The 17275-nt window shown below is 35.7% G+C and carries 16 protein-coding genes and 1 other RNA gene; 15 read left to right on the top strand and 2 right to left on the bottom strand.

Translation table 11 applies throughout. The features are described 5' to 3' along the window. Nucleotides 1–39: 39 nt before the first annotated feature. Both ssrS and ACVS9P_RS10335 read right to left on the bottom strand, forming a co-directional pair. Nucleotides 40–232, bottom strand: a non-coding RNA gene (ssrS, locus tag ACVS9P_RS10340) — 6S RNA. Nucleotides 233–235: 3 nt separating this feature from the next. After that, nucleotides 236–562 (bottom strand): DUF1292 domain-containing protein, encoded by a 327-nt coding sequence (locus ACVS9P_RS10335; protein ID WP_452103456.1) that lies wholly within the window; start codon nt 560–562, stop codon nt 236–238. 1142 nt (nt 563–1704) lie between these two features. Between ACVS9P_RS10335 and trxB the strand changes: the two genes are divergently transcribed. From trxB to ACVS9P_RS10260, 15 genes are all read left to right on the top strand, one after another. Further along, nucleotides 1705–2628, top strand: a complete 924-nt coding sequence (trxB, locus tag ACVS9P_RS10330) for a thioredoxin-disulfide reductase (protein WP_452103455.1) — start codon at nt 1705–1707, stop codon at nt 2626–2628. Between the two features lie 98 nt (nt 2629–2726). After that, nucleotides 2727–3899: an NAD(P)-dependent malic enzyme gene (locus tag ACVS9P_RS10325; protein WP_452103454.1), complete on the top strand. Its 1173-nt coding sequence runs from the start codon at nt 2727–2729 to the stop codon at nt 3897–3899. A gap of 19 nt (nt 3900–3918) precedes the next feature. Continuing rightward, entirely contained in the window at nt 3919–4761 is an 843-nt protein-coding gene (locus tag ACVS9P_RS10320) for a DUF368 domain-containing protein (protein ID WP_452103453.1), read from the top strand. Nucleotides 4762–4837: 76 nt separating this feature from the next. Further along, complete coding sequence (proC, locus tag ACVS9P_RS10315; protein WP_452103452.1) at nt 4838–5650, top strand: pyrroline-5-carboxylate reductase; 813 nt, start codon at nt 4838–4840, stop codon at nt 5648–5650. 24 nt (nt 5651–5674) lie between these two features. Beyond that, the gene (locus tag ACVS9P_RS10310; protein WP_452103451.1) at nt 5675–6124 is read left to right on the top strand and encodes a VanZ family protein; all 450 of its coding nucleotides are present in this window, start codon (nt 5675–5677) and stop codon (nt 6122–6124) included. Between the two features lie 232 nt (nt 6125–6356). Continuing rightward, nucleotides 6357–7484, top strand: coding sequence for an aminotransferase class I/II-fold pyridoxal phosphate-dependent enzyme (locus ACVS9P_RS10305; protein WP_452103450.1), 1128 nt, complete (start codon nt 6357–6359; stop codon nt 7482–7484). Nucleotides 7485–7503: 19 nt separating this feature from the next. Continuing rightward, nucleotides 7504–8142: a sugar transferase gene (locus tag ACVS9P_RS10300; RefSeq protein WP_452103449.1), complete on the top strand. Its 639-nt coding sequence runs from the start codon at nt 7504–7506 to the stop codon at nt 8140–8142. 247 nt (nt 8143–8389) lie between these two features. Next, a complete protein-coding gene (locus ACVS9P_RS10295) occupies nt 8390–9046 on the top strand; it encodes an acetyltransferase (protein ID WP_452103448.1) in 657 nt (218 codons plus the stop codon). 1166 nt (nt 9047–10212) lie between these two features. Then, nucleotides 10213–11274, top strand: a complete 1062-nt coding sequence (locus ACVS9P_RS10290) for a glycosyltransferase family 4 protein (protein WP_452104705.1) — start codon at nt 10213–10215, stop codon at nt 11272–11274. Continuing rightward, nucleotides 11274–11804, top strand: a complete 531-nt coding sequence (locus tag ACVS9P_RS10285; RefSeq protein ID WP_452103447.1) for an acyltransferase — start codon at nt 11274–11276, stop codon at nt 11802–11804. Before ACVS9P_RS10290 ends, ACVS9P_RS10285 begins: the two co-directional genes overlap by 1 nt. A gap of 18 nt (nt 11805–11822) precedes the next feature. Further along, on the top strand, nt 11823–12872 hold the full coding sequence (locus tag ACVS9P_RS10280; RefSeq protein WP_452103446.1) for a glycosyltransferase family 4 protein: 1050 nt from the start codon (nt 11823–11825) through the stop codon (nt 12870–12872). Nucleotides 12873–12893: 21 nt separating this feature from the next. Further along, nucleotides 12894–13985 carry a glycosyltransferase gene (locus ACVS9P_RS10275; protein WP_452103445.1) on the top strand — a complete coding sequence of 364 codons (1092 nt, stop codon included), beginning with the start codon at nt 12894–12896 and terminating at the stop codon, nt 13983–13985. Between the two features lie 7 nt (nt 13986–13992). Next, nucleotides 13993–15162: a glycosyltransferase family 4 protein gene (locus tag ACVS9P_RS10270; RefSeq protein ID WP_452103444.1), complete on the top strand. Its 1170-nt coding sequence runs from the start codon at nt 13993–13995 to the stop codon at nt 15160–15162. A gap of 38 nt (nt 15163–15200) precedes the next feature. Continuing rightward, a complete protein-coding gene (locus ACVS9P_RS10265; protein ID WP_452103443.1) occupies nt 15201–16523 on the top strand; it encodes a hypothetical protein in 1323 nt (440 codons plus the stop codon). 12 nt (nt 16524–16535) lie between these two features. Beyond that, on the top strand, nt 16536–16718 hold the full coding sequence (locus ACVS9P_RS10260; RefSeq protein ID WP_452103442.1) for a glycosyltransferase family A protein: 183 nt from the start codon (nt 16536–16538) through the stop codon (nt 16716–16718). Nucleotides 16719–17275 lie beyond the last annotated feature (557 nt).

Raw genomic sequence — 17275 nt, 5'->3', positions numbered from 1 at the left:
TCTTTTCGGAAAGATCGAAAAAGAAGCTTTTGGTTTTTAAAATAGCCCGCCTGGCCGTAGGTGTGCTGAAACGACCTGCCTACTAATGACAGGTGGGTGCCCGCCCAGCAGCCTCTAGCTCCCTTCTTCCGGCCAAAGCCGGGAGGTCTGCACTCAACTGTTGGAGCTGGGCTCCCGATTAAAAATTGTAGGGTCATTTAATGCACAAGGTTCGCGCACCAGGCAGGGAGATTTTTTATTCTTCCGTATGGTCCTCTTCATCCTCATCGTCATCATCATCATCGTAAAGTTCAGCAAAATGAGCTTCAAACTGAGAGGCAAGCCGATCAAGCAAAGCCTGATCTTCTATTTCTGCCAACTCTTCTTCGCCGTTATTGTCGATAGACTGGAAGATATAATAGGTCCCTTCTGCGTCCAACTTCTGCTGCGGATCTTCAAAGGTGGGCAGTAGCGCATAAAAGGTTCCATCATCGTTGTCAATAACGTCCAGTACCTCAAACTCATGCTCTTTGCCTTCGTCATCTACTAAGGTTAGCAGATCGGGGCCGTACTCATCATTCATGTGTAAATCCTCCGCAGCGGAAAAATTCGGCGCTGCTTTTTCTTAAATAATTATTTGATCCTTGTTTATTGTACACAGCCAAAATCGAGAAGTCAAGACGAAAAGCATTCTTTCCAGAAAAAAGCAAGACGAATCGAAATTTTTACCAGAATGGACAAATCTATATAAAAATTTTTTAAAATTTAAAAAAATAGTATTGACATTACACACTTTATTGCATATAATGAAATCAGAAAAAGAGATAAAGTTCAGGACAGGATTTAGCGGAATCCAAGAATAGTGGATCTACAAAAATGGGTTCATCAAGACGAAACCGTGCAGAAGAATCATCCTGGATTTCTCTTTTTAAGAATTCGACAATCTGCCGAAAATTGATTTTAGATTTAGAAAGGGGTGAGCCCAATGGGCATAGAGCCAGTCGGACAGTCTCAGGCAGGAAAGTCTGTTGGGCCAACCTGCTGAGATATTCCAATTTGTAAGAAAGCTTCTCTTTTATTTGCTTTCAAACTTAACGACAGAAATCGAGCGAGACCGTAGAAACCGGAAAGCGCGAAAAGTAGGCGTTAAGTTTCTATTTTAAAGAAGCTTCTCTACAAATCAGGGGGAGAAAAAGTTCAGTTTTATTTTCCGTTATTTTATGACAGAAAGGAATGAGTCCGAAAGCAAGGTTATTGACGACTCGGAATCCAACGTCAAGAAAGGAAAAGAAAAACGAGATACTTGATTCTTTTTCGTTTAATGTGATCTAACGCTTGTCCGTTCATAGTTTTTGCCTTTCTGATAAAAGGCGGTTTTTAAAACCAACATAAGAATGATTGGAGACTTGCGAGTAGTTGAAAACACAAAAATTGAACGCCCATAAAATTTGGAGATCATCCAACATATCATTTGTTTTAAGTTTGATTAGTTCCAAAATAATTTCATGAGACTTTGTGTCGGTGCCGTAAAAGTATTTTTTACGGCACCGATTTTTTTATACGCGTATTTTTTTGCCGAAAGTTTCTAAGAATCAATTTGTGAATTTTTTTAGAAAAGCCGTTTTATGGTTGATTTTGGACTTTTTTTGGATATGATAGAAGTTATATAGAATTATTTATTGATTTATTGATCATAAATAAAGATTTTTAGTGGAGGAAATTAAGATGCTTTATGATGTCTTAGTGCTAGGAGGAGGCCCTGCCGGTTATACGGCTGCACTTTATTGTGCACGTGCGGCTTTAAAAACGGCCGTTGTCGAACGTTTTTCAGCAGGTGGACAGATTGCAACGACGGAGAAAGTTGATAATTATCCAGGATTCCCAGAAGGAATCGGCGGATTTGATTTGGCAGTAAATATGCAGCAGCAGGCAGAACGCTTTGGTGCAGAAACGCTTTTGGAAGAAGTAACACAGGTTTCTTTGAGTGGATCGGTTAAAAAATTGATAACCGCTAGCGGAAAAACATTCGAATCAAAAGTTGTGATTCTGGCAACGGGAGCTTCTCCCCGTTCTCTTGGACTGCCGAATGAGGATTCTTTGCGCGGAAAGGGCGTTTCGTATTGTGCTACCTGCGACGGAATGTTCTATCGGGGAAAAGAAGTCGTAGTGGTCGGAGGCGGAGATACCGCTGCCGCAGATACTTTGTTTTTGACTAAAATCTGTAAAAAAGTGACGATGGTTCATCGGCGTGATGCTCTGCGCGCCGGAAAATTTTATTGGGAATCCTTAAAAAAAGCAGAGAATTTGGAATTCTGCTGGAACAGTACCGTGAAGGAAATAGAGGGAAGTCCAGTAAGCGGTGTTGTGGTAAAGGATAAGAACACCGGAGAAGAAAAGCAAATTCCCTGCAGCGGCGTGTTTATTGCGGTAGGAAATCTGCCGAATACCGGCCTTTTTGAAAATGAGTGCGAATTGACCGAAGGAAAATACTTTGCTGCAGGAGAGGATACCAAAACAAATTTACCTGGTGTCTTTGCAGCAGGCGATTTGCGCAAAAAACCGCTGCGTCAAGTGGTCACGGCTGTTTCAGATGGTGCAGTTGCTGCACATATGGCAGAAGAATATCTTACTCAGACGCAGGAACTTTGAAAATTGTGAAAACTGTCTTGCGGGAAAAGCCGAAATCTGTTACAATTAACAACGATTTAGAGTTTATATCTATTTAAAATAGGGGAGGCTTTTTTCAGATGGATGTGAAGCAGGAAGCCATGCGTATGCATGAACAATGGCGAGGAAAGATCGAGGTCTGTTCCCGCGTAGAAGTAAAAGATAGCAAAGCATTATCCCTTGCCTATACGCCGGGAGTAGCAGAACCTTGTCTTGCCATTCAAAAAGATCCGGAAAAAAGTTTTTCTCTTACAAGACGGTGGAATATGGTCGCCGTCATTACAGATGGTTCCGCAATTTTGGGGCTTGGAAATATCGGGCCGGAAGCCGGTATGCCGGTTATGGAGGGCAAATGCGTTCTTTTTAAGGAATTTGCAGGAGTAGATGCTTTTCCCTTATGTATTAAAACGCAGGATGTGGACGAGCTGGTTCGTACAATTTATTTGCTTTCTGGCTCCTTTGGAGGAATCAATCTGGAGGATATCTCTGCGCCTCGCTGCTTTGAAGTGGAACGTCGGTTAAAAGAATTGTGCGATATCCCTGTTTTTCATGATGATCAGCACGGGACTGCTATTATTGTGGGGGCGGCTGTTCTCAATGCACTCAAAGTGGTGCATAAGGATATTTCGAAAATTCGCTGTGTGATCAATGGGGCAGGTAGCGCGGGAATCGCCATTGCAAAGCATCTGATGAGACTTGGCTTAAAAGATTTGATTCTTTGCGATAGATTTGGAATCATTTGTGAGGATATGGAGAATTTGAATCCGGCACATCAGGAAATGAGCCAGGTGACGAATCAGGAGCATCTGCATGGAGAATTGAAAGATGCTTTAAAAGGTGCCGATCTCTTTATCGGCGTTTCCGGACCTGGCGTTTTGAAACCGGATATGATTCAGGCAATGGCAGAAAAGCCGATTGTTTTTCCAATGGCGAATCCGGTTCCGGAAATTATGCCGGATGAGGCGCTCAAAGCTGGCGCTGCCGTGGTTGGAACCGGCCGTTCTGATTTTCCGAACCAGATTAATAATGTGCTTGCGTTTCCGGGGATTTTCCGTGGAGCGTTGGATGTTCGCGCAAGGGATATCAATGATGAGATGAAATTAGCGGCTTCGAAGGCCTTAGCAGATCTTGTGCCGGCAGAGGAACTTAGCAGCGAATATATTTTGCCAAAAGCTTTTGATCCGCGTGTCGGAAAAGCAGTGGCAAAAGCGGTTGCCGAAGCGGCGAGAAAAAGCGGGGTTGCCCGCATTTAATCCATAATAGGAGGATTTCATGGAGTTTGTAAAAAATGTGCTGCGCGGCGTGGTTATGGGAATTTCAGAAGTGATTCCGGGCGTTAGTGGTGGTACAATGGCGGTGCTACTAGGAATTTATGATAAATTGATCGGCACCATGAGCCATTTTAGTAAAAACTTAAAAGAATCAATTCGGCTTTTCGTCCCAATTTTGATTGGAATGGGGAGCGCAATTATTGGGTTTAGTTTTGTGATTACTTATCTATTGGAACATTTTCCGATGGCGGTCAATTTTTTCTTCTTGGGGTTGGTGATTGGAATTATTCCGATGCTTTATCGTCGTGCAACCGAGGGGAAATGGAAAAAGACTTCGACGATTCCCTTTTTCTTGATGATGGCATTGATGATTTTTCTTACCTTTGTTTCGGCGCGGAATAATAGTGTTGGAGACCAGATCATTGTAATGGACTCTGTGCAGGCAGTCCGTTTTGCTTTGGTAGGATGTCTTGCTGCCGTTTGTTTGATTTTACCCGGAATCAGTGGCAGTATGATGATGGTCATTTTCGGGACCTATTACAGCGTGATCAACGCGGTAAAACACTTGGATGTTCCTTATTTGATTCCAGTAGGAATTGGAATTTTAATTGGCCTGATTTTTGGAAGCAAGTTGATCGATTATTGTTTGCATCACTATCCGAATGCAACGTTTTTTACGATTTTAGGATTGGTGTTGGGTTCTACAGTTTCTATTTATCTAAAATCCGGATTCGCTTTTGGACAGGCACAGACGGTTGCTGCAATCATTACTTTAGTAATTGGAATTGGGGTTTCTCTGTTTTTCACGTCCCCAAAGATGCAGGGCGGTTCGGAACCAGCTTAAAATCATGCGGTATCTGCGGGCATAGAAAAGCCACGCAGTACCGCTTTTTTATTAAAAAATTGTTGGAGGAATGAATATGAAAAAAATTGCATTTATTGGAACAGGGAATATGGGAGGCGCTTTGATAAAAGCTGCCTGTAAAGCAGTTGACCCAAAAGAAGTTTTGATTACGAATCGCACACTTGCAAAAGCACAGGAGCTTGCTGATCAATTGGGATGCTGTGTGGCGCAAAATAATCTGGAAGCGGTCAAAAACGCTTTTTATGTTGTTTTGTGTGTAAAGCCACAGGTTATTAATGGAGTCTTGGAAGAGATTGCTCCGGTTGTTCGGGCAGAATCGAAAAAAAGAGAGTTAGTTCTGACGACTATCGTAGTCGGCAAAAAAATAGCTGACTATACAGAAATCATCGGATTAAGAGAATTGCCGGTTATTCGGACAATGCCGAATATGCCGGCAGCAATTGGACGGGGAATGACGATTGCGGCACGCAATGAATTTGTAAAAGATGCACAGATGCAGGAGTATTTTTCTCTGATGAAAGAGTCCGGACTAATGGAAGAAGTAGCGGAAGACCAGATGAACGCAGCCGGAAATCTTTCCGGTTGTGCACCAGCGTGGGTCTTTATGTTTATTGAAGCTTTGGCAGACGGCGCTGTCCAGACAGGAGTGCCAAGAAAAAGCGCCGTTAAATATGCGGCACAGACTGTTTTAGGAGCAGCTCAGATGGTCCTTGAGACTGGGAAACATCCGGGAGAATTAAAAGACGCAGTTTGTTCTCCGGGAGGAACAACGATTACCGGCGTGCGTGCATTAGAGGACAGAGGATTCCGTGGAGCGGCAATGAGCGCTGTGACGGCAGCTTACGAGAAAACAATTGGGATGAAATAAAGGGGCATGAGATTGCATGGCTTTTTGAAAAATCATCGTATGCTGATCATTTTTCTGATTTTTACATTGTGTTTTATTTGGGGCAATTCACTGCTTCCGGCATCAGTGTCAGGAGCCTTTAGTGGGCAAGTCAATGATTTAGTGAATATGATTTGGCATACGATTGATCATAAAATGGGATCTAGTGGTGACGGAGTGCTTAGAAAAGTGGCACACGCAACCGAATTCGCAGCTTTGGGAATGGAAACTTTAGTTTTATTCCAGTATGATTTTAAAAAGAATTGGGTCTCTATTTTCCTTTGTGGAGTAAGTACTGCGCTGATTGACGAAACCATTCAGTTGTTTACTGCTGGTCGTTCTGGTGAGGTTCGGGATATCTGGATTGATTTTACTGGATTTTTACTTGGCGTTTTGCTGATACATATTACTTTGGGAAGAAAGCAAAAGAAAAAAGATCAATCGTCGAAGAGATAAAGCTGCGGTATTTTGTTAAAATGGATAGATTCCTTTTTTAGCTTTCAAAAAGGTCTGTGGTAGTCTTTTTCTGAATAAACTATAAGAATAATAGAAAATAAAACGATATAAAAGATTGATTTTTGTGAAATATTGACGACGGAAAAATATCATGGTATACTTTAGTCACTTTATGAATTGTAAAAATGGTTCTAATATACTAACTAGACAAAAAGACAGGAGATGTAGGAAAATGGGAAATAGGATTTGGCTTTCGTCTCCGACCATGCATGGAGAAGAACAAAAATTCATCCAAGAGGCTTTTGATACAAATTGGGTTGCACCGCTTGGAAAAAATGTTGATGAATTTGAAAGAGAGATGGCAGTATATCTTGGTGTTAAGTCTGCTGCAGCTTTATCTGCCGGAACGGCGGCGCTGCATCTAGCGGTAAAATTAGCTGGAGTAAAACCTGGAGATATTGTCTTTTGTTCCGATTTGACTTTTTCAGCGACTGTAAATCCGGTTTCCTATGAAAATGGCAGACAAGTCTTTATTGATAGTGAGAGAGATACTTGGAACATGGATCCGAAGGTTTTAGAGAAGGCCTTTCAAAAATATCCTGCGTGTAAATGCGTGATTGTTGCAAATTTATATGGCACACCGGCAAAATTAGATGAGATCCGTTCTATTTGCGATGTACATCATGCCATTATGATTGAAGATGCGGCTGAAAGTTTGTCTGCTACTTATAAAGGAAAAAAAGCAGGTACTTTTGGTCAGTATAATGTGATTAGTTTTAATGGCAATAAGATTATTACAACTTCCGGTGGCGGGATGCTGCTGTCAAATGATGAGCAGGCAATTCAAAAAGCTCGTTTTTGGGCTACCCAGGCAAGAGAGCCTTTTCCGTGGTACGAGCATAAAGAAATTGGCTACAATTATCGCATGAGCAATATTGTTGCTGGGATTGGTCGTGGGCAGCTGCTCCATTTGGATGAACACCGTCAACTAAAAAAGAAGATTTATGAAACCTATAAGGCAGCATTTGCTAATATTGATGCAATTTCTATGAACCCTTATTTGGCGTGCAGTGAGCCGAACTTCTGGCTTTCATGCATGACCATTGATCCAATGAAAAGCAATGTGAAACCCGGCAATGTGATGGAAGCATTAGCTGCCGAGAATATTGAAAGTCGGCCGATCTGGAAACCTATGCACCTCCAGCCGGTGTTTGCGGATCGAGATTTTATTACTTTGAACAAGAATAGTTTTTCTGTTGGTGGTGAAATTTTTGAACATGGTTTGTGTTTGCCCAGTGATATTAAAAACACCAATGAGGATATGAAGAGGGTTATTGGCGTAATCAAAGGGCTATTTTAATACTTGAGGTGTTATTGCGGTGTATCAGAAATACATAAAGAGAATCCTAGATATTGTCTGTGCATTGTTAGCAATGATTGTGTTTTGTTGGCTTTATGCTATTATTGCAATACTTGTCCGTATAAAATTGGGCAGTCCAGTAATTTTTAAGCAGAAACGTCCAGGAAAGATTAATCCAAAAACTGGGCAGGAGCAAATTTTCACACTCTATAAGTTTCGAACTATGACTGACGATAAGGACGTGGATGGTAATTTATTATCGGATGCTATTCGATTGACTAAGTTTGGTAAATTTTTACGTAGTACTAGTCTTGATGAGTTGCCAGAAGCGTGGAATATTTTCAAGGGCAATATGAGCGTAATTGGACCGAGACCTTTACTTGTAGAGTATCTCCCTTTGTACAATCAGCGTCAAAGACAACGTCATAAGGTTCGACCGGGATTGTCCGGCTGGGCGCAGGTAAATGGTCGCAATGCAATTCGTTGGGAAGACAAGTTTGAATTAGATGTTTGGTATGTGGATCATATATCTTTTTTGCTTGATATTAAAATTGTATTTCAGACAATATGGAAGACTGTTAAGCGGGACGGGGTCAATCATGAGAATGCGGCAACAATGATGAAATTTCAAGGGACAAAGAATCATGCCAATGTGTAAAAACATAGTTATCTTAGACATTGGCATGTTAGAGCTGTTACTGCGGTCACCAAAAATCTTGAGGTACGATAATAGAATTTTCAATAATTAAAAGTCAAATGATTCGGTCGTAATTAGCAATACTGAGATGGCAAAACAAGACTAAGATGAAGTGGAGTTTTATAGTGGGCGTTGGTAATATAAATATACATGAATGAAAATGCAGGATACACCAGCTACGATTGTGGCATGAAAGAGGAGTCCCAATATGAAAGACCTTATTATTGTCGGCGCAGGAGGCTTTGGGAGAGAAATTGCATGGCTTTCGGAACGAATGAATGAAGCCTCGCCAACATGGAATTTGTTAGGCTTCATTGATGACAACCCTGATTTTAAGGGAAAAATGATTGGAGGGTATTCGGTACTTGGGGGCTGCGGAGTCTCAAGTGAATACCCTAATGCTTGGTATGTTTGTGCTATAGGTTGCGCCGTAGTTAGACGGAAAATCGTTCAGAAAATCAATTCCTTAATTCCAGCGAGATATGCTACGCTTATTGATCCCAGTACTTTAATTTCAAAACGAGTATCAGTAGGGGAAGGTTGTATAATATGTGCTGGCAATATTATTACTACTGATATTACTATTGGCAATCATGTGATAGTTAACCTTGATTGCACTATTGGACATGACGCTATTATTGAGGATTTTGTAACCTTATATCCTAGTGTGAACGTATCAGGAACTACAACGATCAATTCTTGTACAGAAATTGGAACAGGAGCACAGATTATTCAGGGCAGAAGAATTGAAAGTAATACTATTATTGGTGCAGGTGCGGTTGTGGTGGATGACATTAGAAAACCGGGTATTTATATTGGGGTCCCAGCAAGATTTTTAAAAGCAACAAATAATGGGGATCGTTAAATGAAACTATTATATGTCACTACTGTTGGGATGACAATGCGCTTCTTTCAACCACTTATCCAAAATCTGTTGAATAGTGGGGATACTGTGGGTATTGCTTGCAACGAAGCGACGAGCGAAATTCCAGATTGCTATCGGCAATGGGGGAAAATTTAAAAGCAATTTATATAGCTCATAGTATAAAAGTGCTCCATTGAAAAACCGTGTCCTCATTGGATCGAAGTTTTGATAACGATTAATAAAGAGGACTATGCGCTGACGCAGGAGAAAATGAAAGCGAAGGAAGTCTGCTATGTTGTCAGGTGTAGGAATAGATGCAGAGGAGTTTAAAATATCATAGTTGAAAAATGTAAAGCATTCAGAGAATGACGTGTCCCAATTGTGCTTTTGCTATTTTCTGTAGGTGGACTGGATTAAAATAAAAACAATGAAACGGTCATAAAAGCGTAAACTTAGATTAAATGGAAAAGACATTTATGACTATGCCATCGCCGGTATAGGTGATAAGAAGGAGCATTTAGATCAGTTGGCTGAGAAATACCCGGCCAAGTAAAGTTGCTTGGTTATAGAACTGATGTAAGTAAATTGTATGTAGTAAGTAATGCTTTTGTTTTTTCACCATTTCGCGAAAGCTTGTCGGTAAGTTTGTACATTCAGTTGATAGTAGTAAGAATGCTATCCAACATTAAAAATAGTAATAGAATATATAGATGTATTCAAGTTTTTAAGACATTTGTTATTTTAATATGAACTGTAGTAATATAGAACATAAATATTATTTTTCTAAGATAATCACTGAAATTAAGAATAATATAATGTATTTTTATGTATTGTATGAAGGATAAATAGAAAGTAATATATAAAAATTGTTATTTATATTTAGATAAAACATATAGGAAGTATGTTTTGAAGGCGAATTATAAAGCAGAGTATAATAACTTTGTGACATTGAGAAAAAAGTCGATTTCCAATGCATTGTGTTCAGATTCCTTCCAAATATAGAGCATAAAGGATATAATATGAATATTTTATTTTTAACACTTTTGGATTTTAATTCAATTGATGAACGGACGATATATACAGATTTATTGCGCAAATTTGCTCAGAACGGGCATAAGATATTTGTTATTTCACCTTCGGAGAAAAGGAAAAAACAGAATACTAGGATGATAAGTTTGCCAAACGCAACAATACTAAAACTAAAGATTGGGAATATTACACAAAATAACATGATTCAAAAAGGGTGTTCTACGCTTAAAATAGGCAATGAATTTATTGGAGGAATAAAAAGATTTTTCAAAAATGTAAAATTTGATCTAGTTATTTATTCGACGCCTCCTATTACGTTTTGTAATACTATTGAGTACATTAAACGTAGAGATGATGCGAAAACATATTTATTGTTAAAAGATATTTTCCCGCAAAATTCTGTTGATATAGGAATACTCAGTAAATCTGGATTAAAAGGTCTGATTTATAAGTATTTTAGAAACAAGGAAAAGAAATTATATAGAATTTCAGATTATATTGGATGTATGAGCCCTGCAAATGTAGAATATGTAATAAAAAATAATAAAGAATTAGATCCTAAAATAGTTGAAGTTTGTCCTAACAGTGTTGAAGTAGTAGATATGAGTGTAGATAATAAAACAAGAAATAATATTAGAAGTAAATATGGGATTCCAAAAGGAAAAAAAGTGTTTATATATGGAGGAAATTTAGGAGCCCCTCAAGGGATAGATTTCCTAATCCAATGCCTAGTAAGTCAGGAAAATAATAAAGAAGTGTTTTTCTTAATAGTTGGTGATGGAACAGAATATGACAAATTGTATAATTATGTTAATAATAATAGACCATTAAATGTAAAATTAATGAAAAGGCTTCCTAAAGAAGATTATGACATTATGGTTGGTGCGTGTGATATTGGGCTGATCTTTTTGAATCATAGATTTACAATTCCAAATTTCCCAAGTCGATTGTTATCATATATGCAGGCAAAAATTCCAGTGCTGGCAGTTACAGATTTAAATACAGATATTGGGGAAATAATTGTTAATGGTGGATATGGATGGTGGTGTGAAAGCAATGACATTACTTCATTTGATAAATTAATAAAATTAATTATAAATACAGAGTTGAGTTCAATGAAAGAAATAGAATATAATTTTCTATTAAAAATGTATAACGTTGAACTGAGCTACAAAATAATCATGGAGCATTTTTTGTAATGAAAAAAATTAGATTTAGTTTACAAATAATATGTTCAGAAATATTTTTATTTTTTAGAATAATATTGGGGAATAGAATTAAAGCAAATCCAATAAATTTTGTAAGTCCATTTGCGCATATTAGGACGGAAGGAAAGAAATCTAGTATTTCTATTGGATATGGATCTGCAGTGAGAGCTAATACAGAAATACACGCCTCAAATGGGACTATTAGTATAGCAGATAAATGCTTTATTAATCGAAATTGTTTAATTGTAGCTCATGGAAATATTAAATTAATGAGGCATGTATCAATAGGACCTAATACATGTATATACGATCATGACCATGATGCAAATGGAGATTTTTATTCAAAGGATATTGAAATTGGAGAAAATGTTTGGATAGGTGCAGGCTGTATAATTTTAAAGGGCGTTAAAATTGGTAATAATAGTATAATTGGAGCGGGCTCAATCATTGCGAAAGACGTACCAAGTGAGTCAGTTGTAATACAAAAAAGAATAAATACGGTTTGGAAGAGAAAGGAATAATGGATGAAGGTAGTATTGTTGGCTGCTACACCACCACCAGTTGGAGGTATAGCAACATGGACATTGAGAATGTTAAATATAAGTCAAGATTATGGGTGTCAGTATTATTTAGTTGATGAAAAAATGATTGGTCATAGAGATATGTTTGGAAATAATACTAAACATAAATTTAATGACGAAGTTAAAAGATGTTTTGGCATATGGAAAAATCTTTCTCTACAGATTAAAGAAAATGATATAAATATTGTACAATCATGCATTCCGTCGTCAACATTATCCATGTTAAGAGAATATGTTTGTGCATGCATAACTAAAAATAAAAAGAAAAAATTTATTATAAATTTCCATTGTACAGTTCCAAACACTCAAAAAGGGATATTATGGAATCTTATGATAAAAAAAATATGTAAAAAAAGTGACCGCATTTTTGTGCTAAATGACCAATCAAAAAAATATTTAGAAAAAATAACAACAACTAAAATTGAAGTGATTCCTAATTTTGTTGAAGAACAAGAAATTGTTAAGTCACATGTTATTAATGAAAATATTTTTTCTGTGTTATATGTTGGTGGTGTGATCAAAAGTAAAGGGGTATTAGATATCATTAATGTAGCAAAAGAATTTCCAAAAATAATATTTAAATTAGTAGGAAATCCTGAACAGGATGTTATTGATGCGGCTAAAAAAGTGCCTAATGTTATAATTACTGGGATTAAAACTAAAAAAGAGGTTCAGGAAGAATTAAAAAAGGCGGACGTTTTTATGTTTTTGTCAAAGTTTAAAGGGGAAGGATTTTCTATGGCTTTATTGGAAGCAATGGCAAGTGGGCTACCTTGTATTGTAACTGATTGGGCAGCCAATGGGGATATGATTGGAAATGAGGGAGGAATAACAGTTTGTAACAGCAAAACGGAAACTATTGTGAAGGCAATAGAAAATATGGAGAATCCACAACTGAGAAAAAGTTATTCAGAAAGGAATATCCGGGTCGTTAATGATTATTACTCTTCAAAAGTCTTGTTTTCAAATTACGTTTCTCTTTATAACGAAATAATAAATGGGAAATGAGAAGAATGTTTCTTGCTTTGAATGGGTGAAAAGATGAAAAGACTAATGTTTTATATCGGTTCTATGCAAATGGGCGGCGCGAATCGAGTAATGGCGAATCTTACAAAATATTTTGTTAATAAAGATGTTAAGGTTACGCTGATAAATGATGTAATTCCTTGTAATAAAAAAGAATATGCTGTAGATAGAAAAGTACATCGAGTTTATTTGCAGAATAATATCAAAAATAAGCTGCTAAAAAATATTATTATGATGTTTAAATTGAGAAAGCTTATATGGGAAGATAATCCGGATGCCGTTATATCGTTTATGGGACCGCCAAATTATAGGCTTTTACTTTCTACAATAGGGATGAAAACAAAAAAAATTGTATCTGTTCGTAATGATCCATATAAAGAATATGGAAACGGTATAAAAAAGTATGTATCTAGAATTGTATTTAGTTTATCAGATGGATGTATATTTCAGACCAACGATGCGGCTATGTATTTTTCGGACAAACTAAGAGAACGCTCAAAGATTATATTTAACCCAGTAGCTACAAAATTTTATAATCAAGAAAGAAAGTTGGAAAATAAAGAAATTGCAGTCGTGGGCAGATTAGTTGCACAAAAAAATCCAGAATTAGCGCTTCGTGCATTTGCTTTAATATGCAATAAATATCCGGAGTATACATTATCGTTTTATGGAGAAGGGGAATTAAAAAATCATCTCTATCATCTTGCAAATGAGTTAAAAGTGCAAGATAAGGTCTTTTTGAGGGGGACTGTCAATGATATTGAAATACGTTTGTCTTCAGTAGCTGTCTACATATTATCTTCTGATTATGAAGGAATGCCGAATGCTTTAATGGAAGCAATGGCTGTAGGAATACCTATTATAGCTACAGACTGCCCATGCGGCGGACCAAGAATCCTTTTAGAAAATAAAAATCAAGGTTTGCTAGTACCTTGTAATAATGTTAAATCAATGTCCTTAGCATTGGAAAAGATATTATCAGATGATTTATTACGAACTACAATGAGAAGTGAAAGTAGAAAGAGAGCAGAACAATTTTATCCAGATAAAGTTTATAGACAATGGGAATCATATATTGATGAGCTGTTACAATGAGGTAAATATGAGAGTATTGTTATTTTCAAACTTTGAATTGCCAAATAGTTGTGCTAATGCAACAAGAGTTTTTGCTTTTGCAAAGATATTAAAAGAGCTTCAAATTGATGTGAGTCTTGTGGGAATTGCATATAATCAAAATATTGAACTTAATGGAAATTATAATTCTATTGAATATAGAATGCTAAGAGCATCAAATTATTCTGGAATAAAAGCGATAAAAAGAATAGACGATTTGAGAAAATCAATTAGAGTATTTTTGAATAACGAATTTAGGAATTGTCGGTTTGATGCTATAATTTTGTCTAATATATATTTTAATTATTCAAAGATTTTTTTGGATTTTTCAAATAAAAACCAAGTTCCATTAATTGTTAATGCTGTTGAATGGTATGATGCAAACAATGAGTTGTTTTGTGGGCTATTTGGAAAATTACGTTTTATACAAAATCGAATTGCTTTAAAATATATTCATGTTAGAATGAAAAATATTATAGCAATAAGCACATTTTTAGGTGATTATTATCAGGCTCGGAATTGTAATGTAATTGTAGTTCCAACGATACTCGATATAGCAGAATATCAGCATTTATCGCATATAGAAAATAAGAAAATAATTATTTCTTATGCAGGGGTTCCTGCAAAAAAGGATTATATTAAAAATGTGGTTTTGTCTTTGCAATTTTTAACTAAACAAGAAATTAATAAAATTGAAATTCATTTTTATGGTGCTATTAGACAAAATTTTGTGAATCTGGGAATAAATCAGGAGTATTTAAGTAATTATCAATCAACTATTTTTTGTCATGGAAAAATTCCATATGAAGAAGTTAAAAATAAAATTGCTGCCTCGGATTTTACAATTTTATTACGTCCTGATGAACGCTATGCTAACGCTGGTTTTCCAACAAAGGTTGGAGAAAGTATGGCATGTTCTACACCTGTAATTGCAAATTATACTAGTGATTTAAAAAAATATATTATTGATTCCGATACAGGAGTAGTATGCCGCAATGAAAGTCCTAAAGAGTGTGCGGCTGCAATTAGGAAAATATTAAATTTCTCAAAACATAAAAGAGAACTAATGAGAGAAAACGCTTATAATATGGCTGCTAGAGCATTTGATTATAGAAGTTACAAAGAAGTAATGAGTAAATTTATAGATATTATTGTTTGATAATATAGAAATTAATGTAGAAGGGAAAGAGAAACTATTTGAAAAAAAACAGTTTAAAAATTTTCAATATATATTTCTTGATATCAATAATATATTATTGCTTGGGAAGATATAGGTGGAATATTCCTTCATATCCTAAGCTTTTGCTTTATATATTTCTTTGCTATTTACTTTTAAATATAGGATATTCTTTTTCATGGAAAGGAAAAGGAATTCTTCGGCGAGGCCTTACAAGAAGTTATCCGGAGATTGATGTAGATTATAGTAGTATTCGAATGCTTTTTTGGATTAGCGCAATTTCTATTATAGTTTTTCAAATTGTTTGGGTAATAGTATTTTTTAATCGTTTTAGTATTAGCAATGTTTTTTCTTTACTAGGTGACAATTATTATGCTCGATTAGATACTACTTTTAATTCTAGTATACTTATTATGCAGATTAGGACTCTTTTTTGGGGTATTACATTATTTGCTTATCCGATAGGCTTTATGTTTTATAAAAAAATGCCATTAATTGATAAAATTATGTTTGCTTTAACAATTTTTATTGACGTAGTTGCTGGATTAAATATGGGGATGAGTAAAAATATTGGCGATATAGTAATCGCGTTTTTAGGGGTTACTTTATTGAAAAATGCTGTTAATACTTCAACGAGTGCACATCGTAAAAACAGAAAAGGTATTATAAGAGTAACATGTATTATTATAGCATTTCTTATTGTATTTAATGTTATTCAAAATTTACGTAATAGCGTTACTACAAGTAATTTAATAAATCCATATGGTTCTTTAGCTTCCATTAGAGAAAACAATATATTTTATTTGCTTTTTGGTTCAAACAGCACCATAAGCTTATTAATTGATAAAATAGGGTTGTATATCTCTCATGGATATACGGGATTAGCGTTTGCTCTTGAGTTACCATTTAAAAATACATATTTATTAGGATTTTCAAGGTCACTAATGGAATATGCTGATCAATACTTAGGATTAAATTTAGCTGATTTGACATACAATGCACGAATTGAAACGCAATTTGGATGGTTAAATGGACAATGGTGGCCATCTGCTTTTACATGGATTGGCAATGCGGTTTCTATGTGGCTAGTTCCTTTTGTTTTGCTTGTTATGGGAGTTTTTATTAGACATTTGGAAGATGATTTTGGACAACATGGGAATATTATTACAGCTGTATTATATGTGCAAATGATTATTACAGTAATGTATTTACCATGTAATATGCAAATTTTCCAATCAAGAACTTCTTTAATGGGGAGTATTATGTTGTTTGTGTTATTCTTTTTTAGGGAAAAAATGAAAAATAACAGAACGATAACGAATGGAAGGAAGACTACTATATGAGCTATTCTTTTAGTGCTTTTTACTTCTACTTACAATAGAGCTAATTATCTATTGCAGGTTTATCATTTTCTCAAAAAACAAACGTATAAAAATTTTGAATGGATTATTGTTAATGATGGATCAGCAGACGATACAAATTTTGTTGTTCAGGGGTTTATAAAAGAAGGCGTCATTTCAATAAAGTATATAAACTAAAAAAATAAAGGAAAATATATTGCACAAAATAGAGCTTTAGATATAGCAAACGGGGGAGCTGTTTTTGCCTTTAGATTCTGATGATACTATTGTTCCCAATGTTTTAGAAATATTATAGGGAACGTGGTAGTCAATTGATAAATCTAACAAAAATATGTATAGTAATATAGGCGTACATTTAATGGATAACAATAGAAATTTAATTGGGAATTTATGGTTAGCTAACATTTTTGACTCTAACGATTTGAAGATAGAATTTATAAAAGTACATGGGGAAAAATACATGCTGATATTATGAAAGTGTATCATAACGAAGAAATGAAGGAATATTTTTGATCTGAAGCTGCAGTATGGTATAAAATAACAAATAATTATAAAAAAGATATATAAATGAAGTATTAAGAGTGTATAAGGTACATTTAGATTTAATACAATCAAAAAAGAAAAATAATGTTGATGTAAATGTAAAAAGTAAACTATGTGCTAATTTGATGTACATAAATGAGTTTTGAGATTGGTATATTAAGTACGCTTAAAAACCAGGCAGGTGTGGTGCT

This window comes from Caproicibacterium sp. NSD3 (genome assembly GCF_053613275.1).
This window is presented reverse-complemented; position numbering and strand designations above follow the sequence as displayed.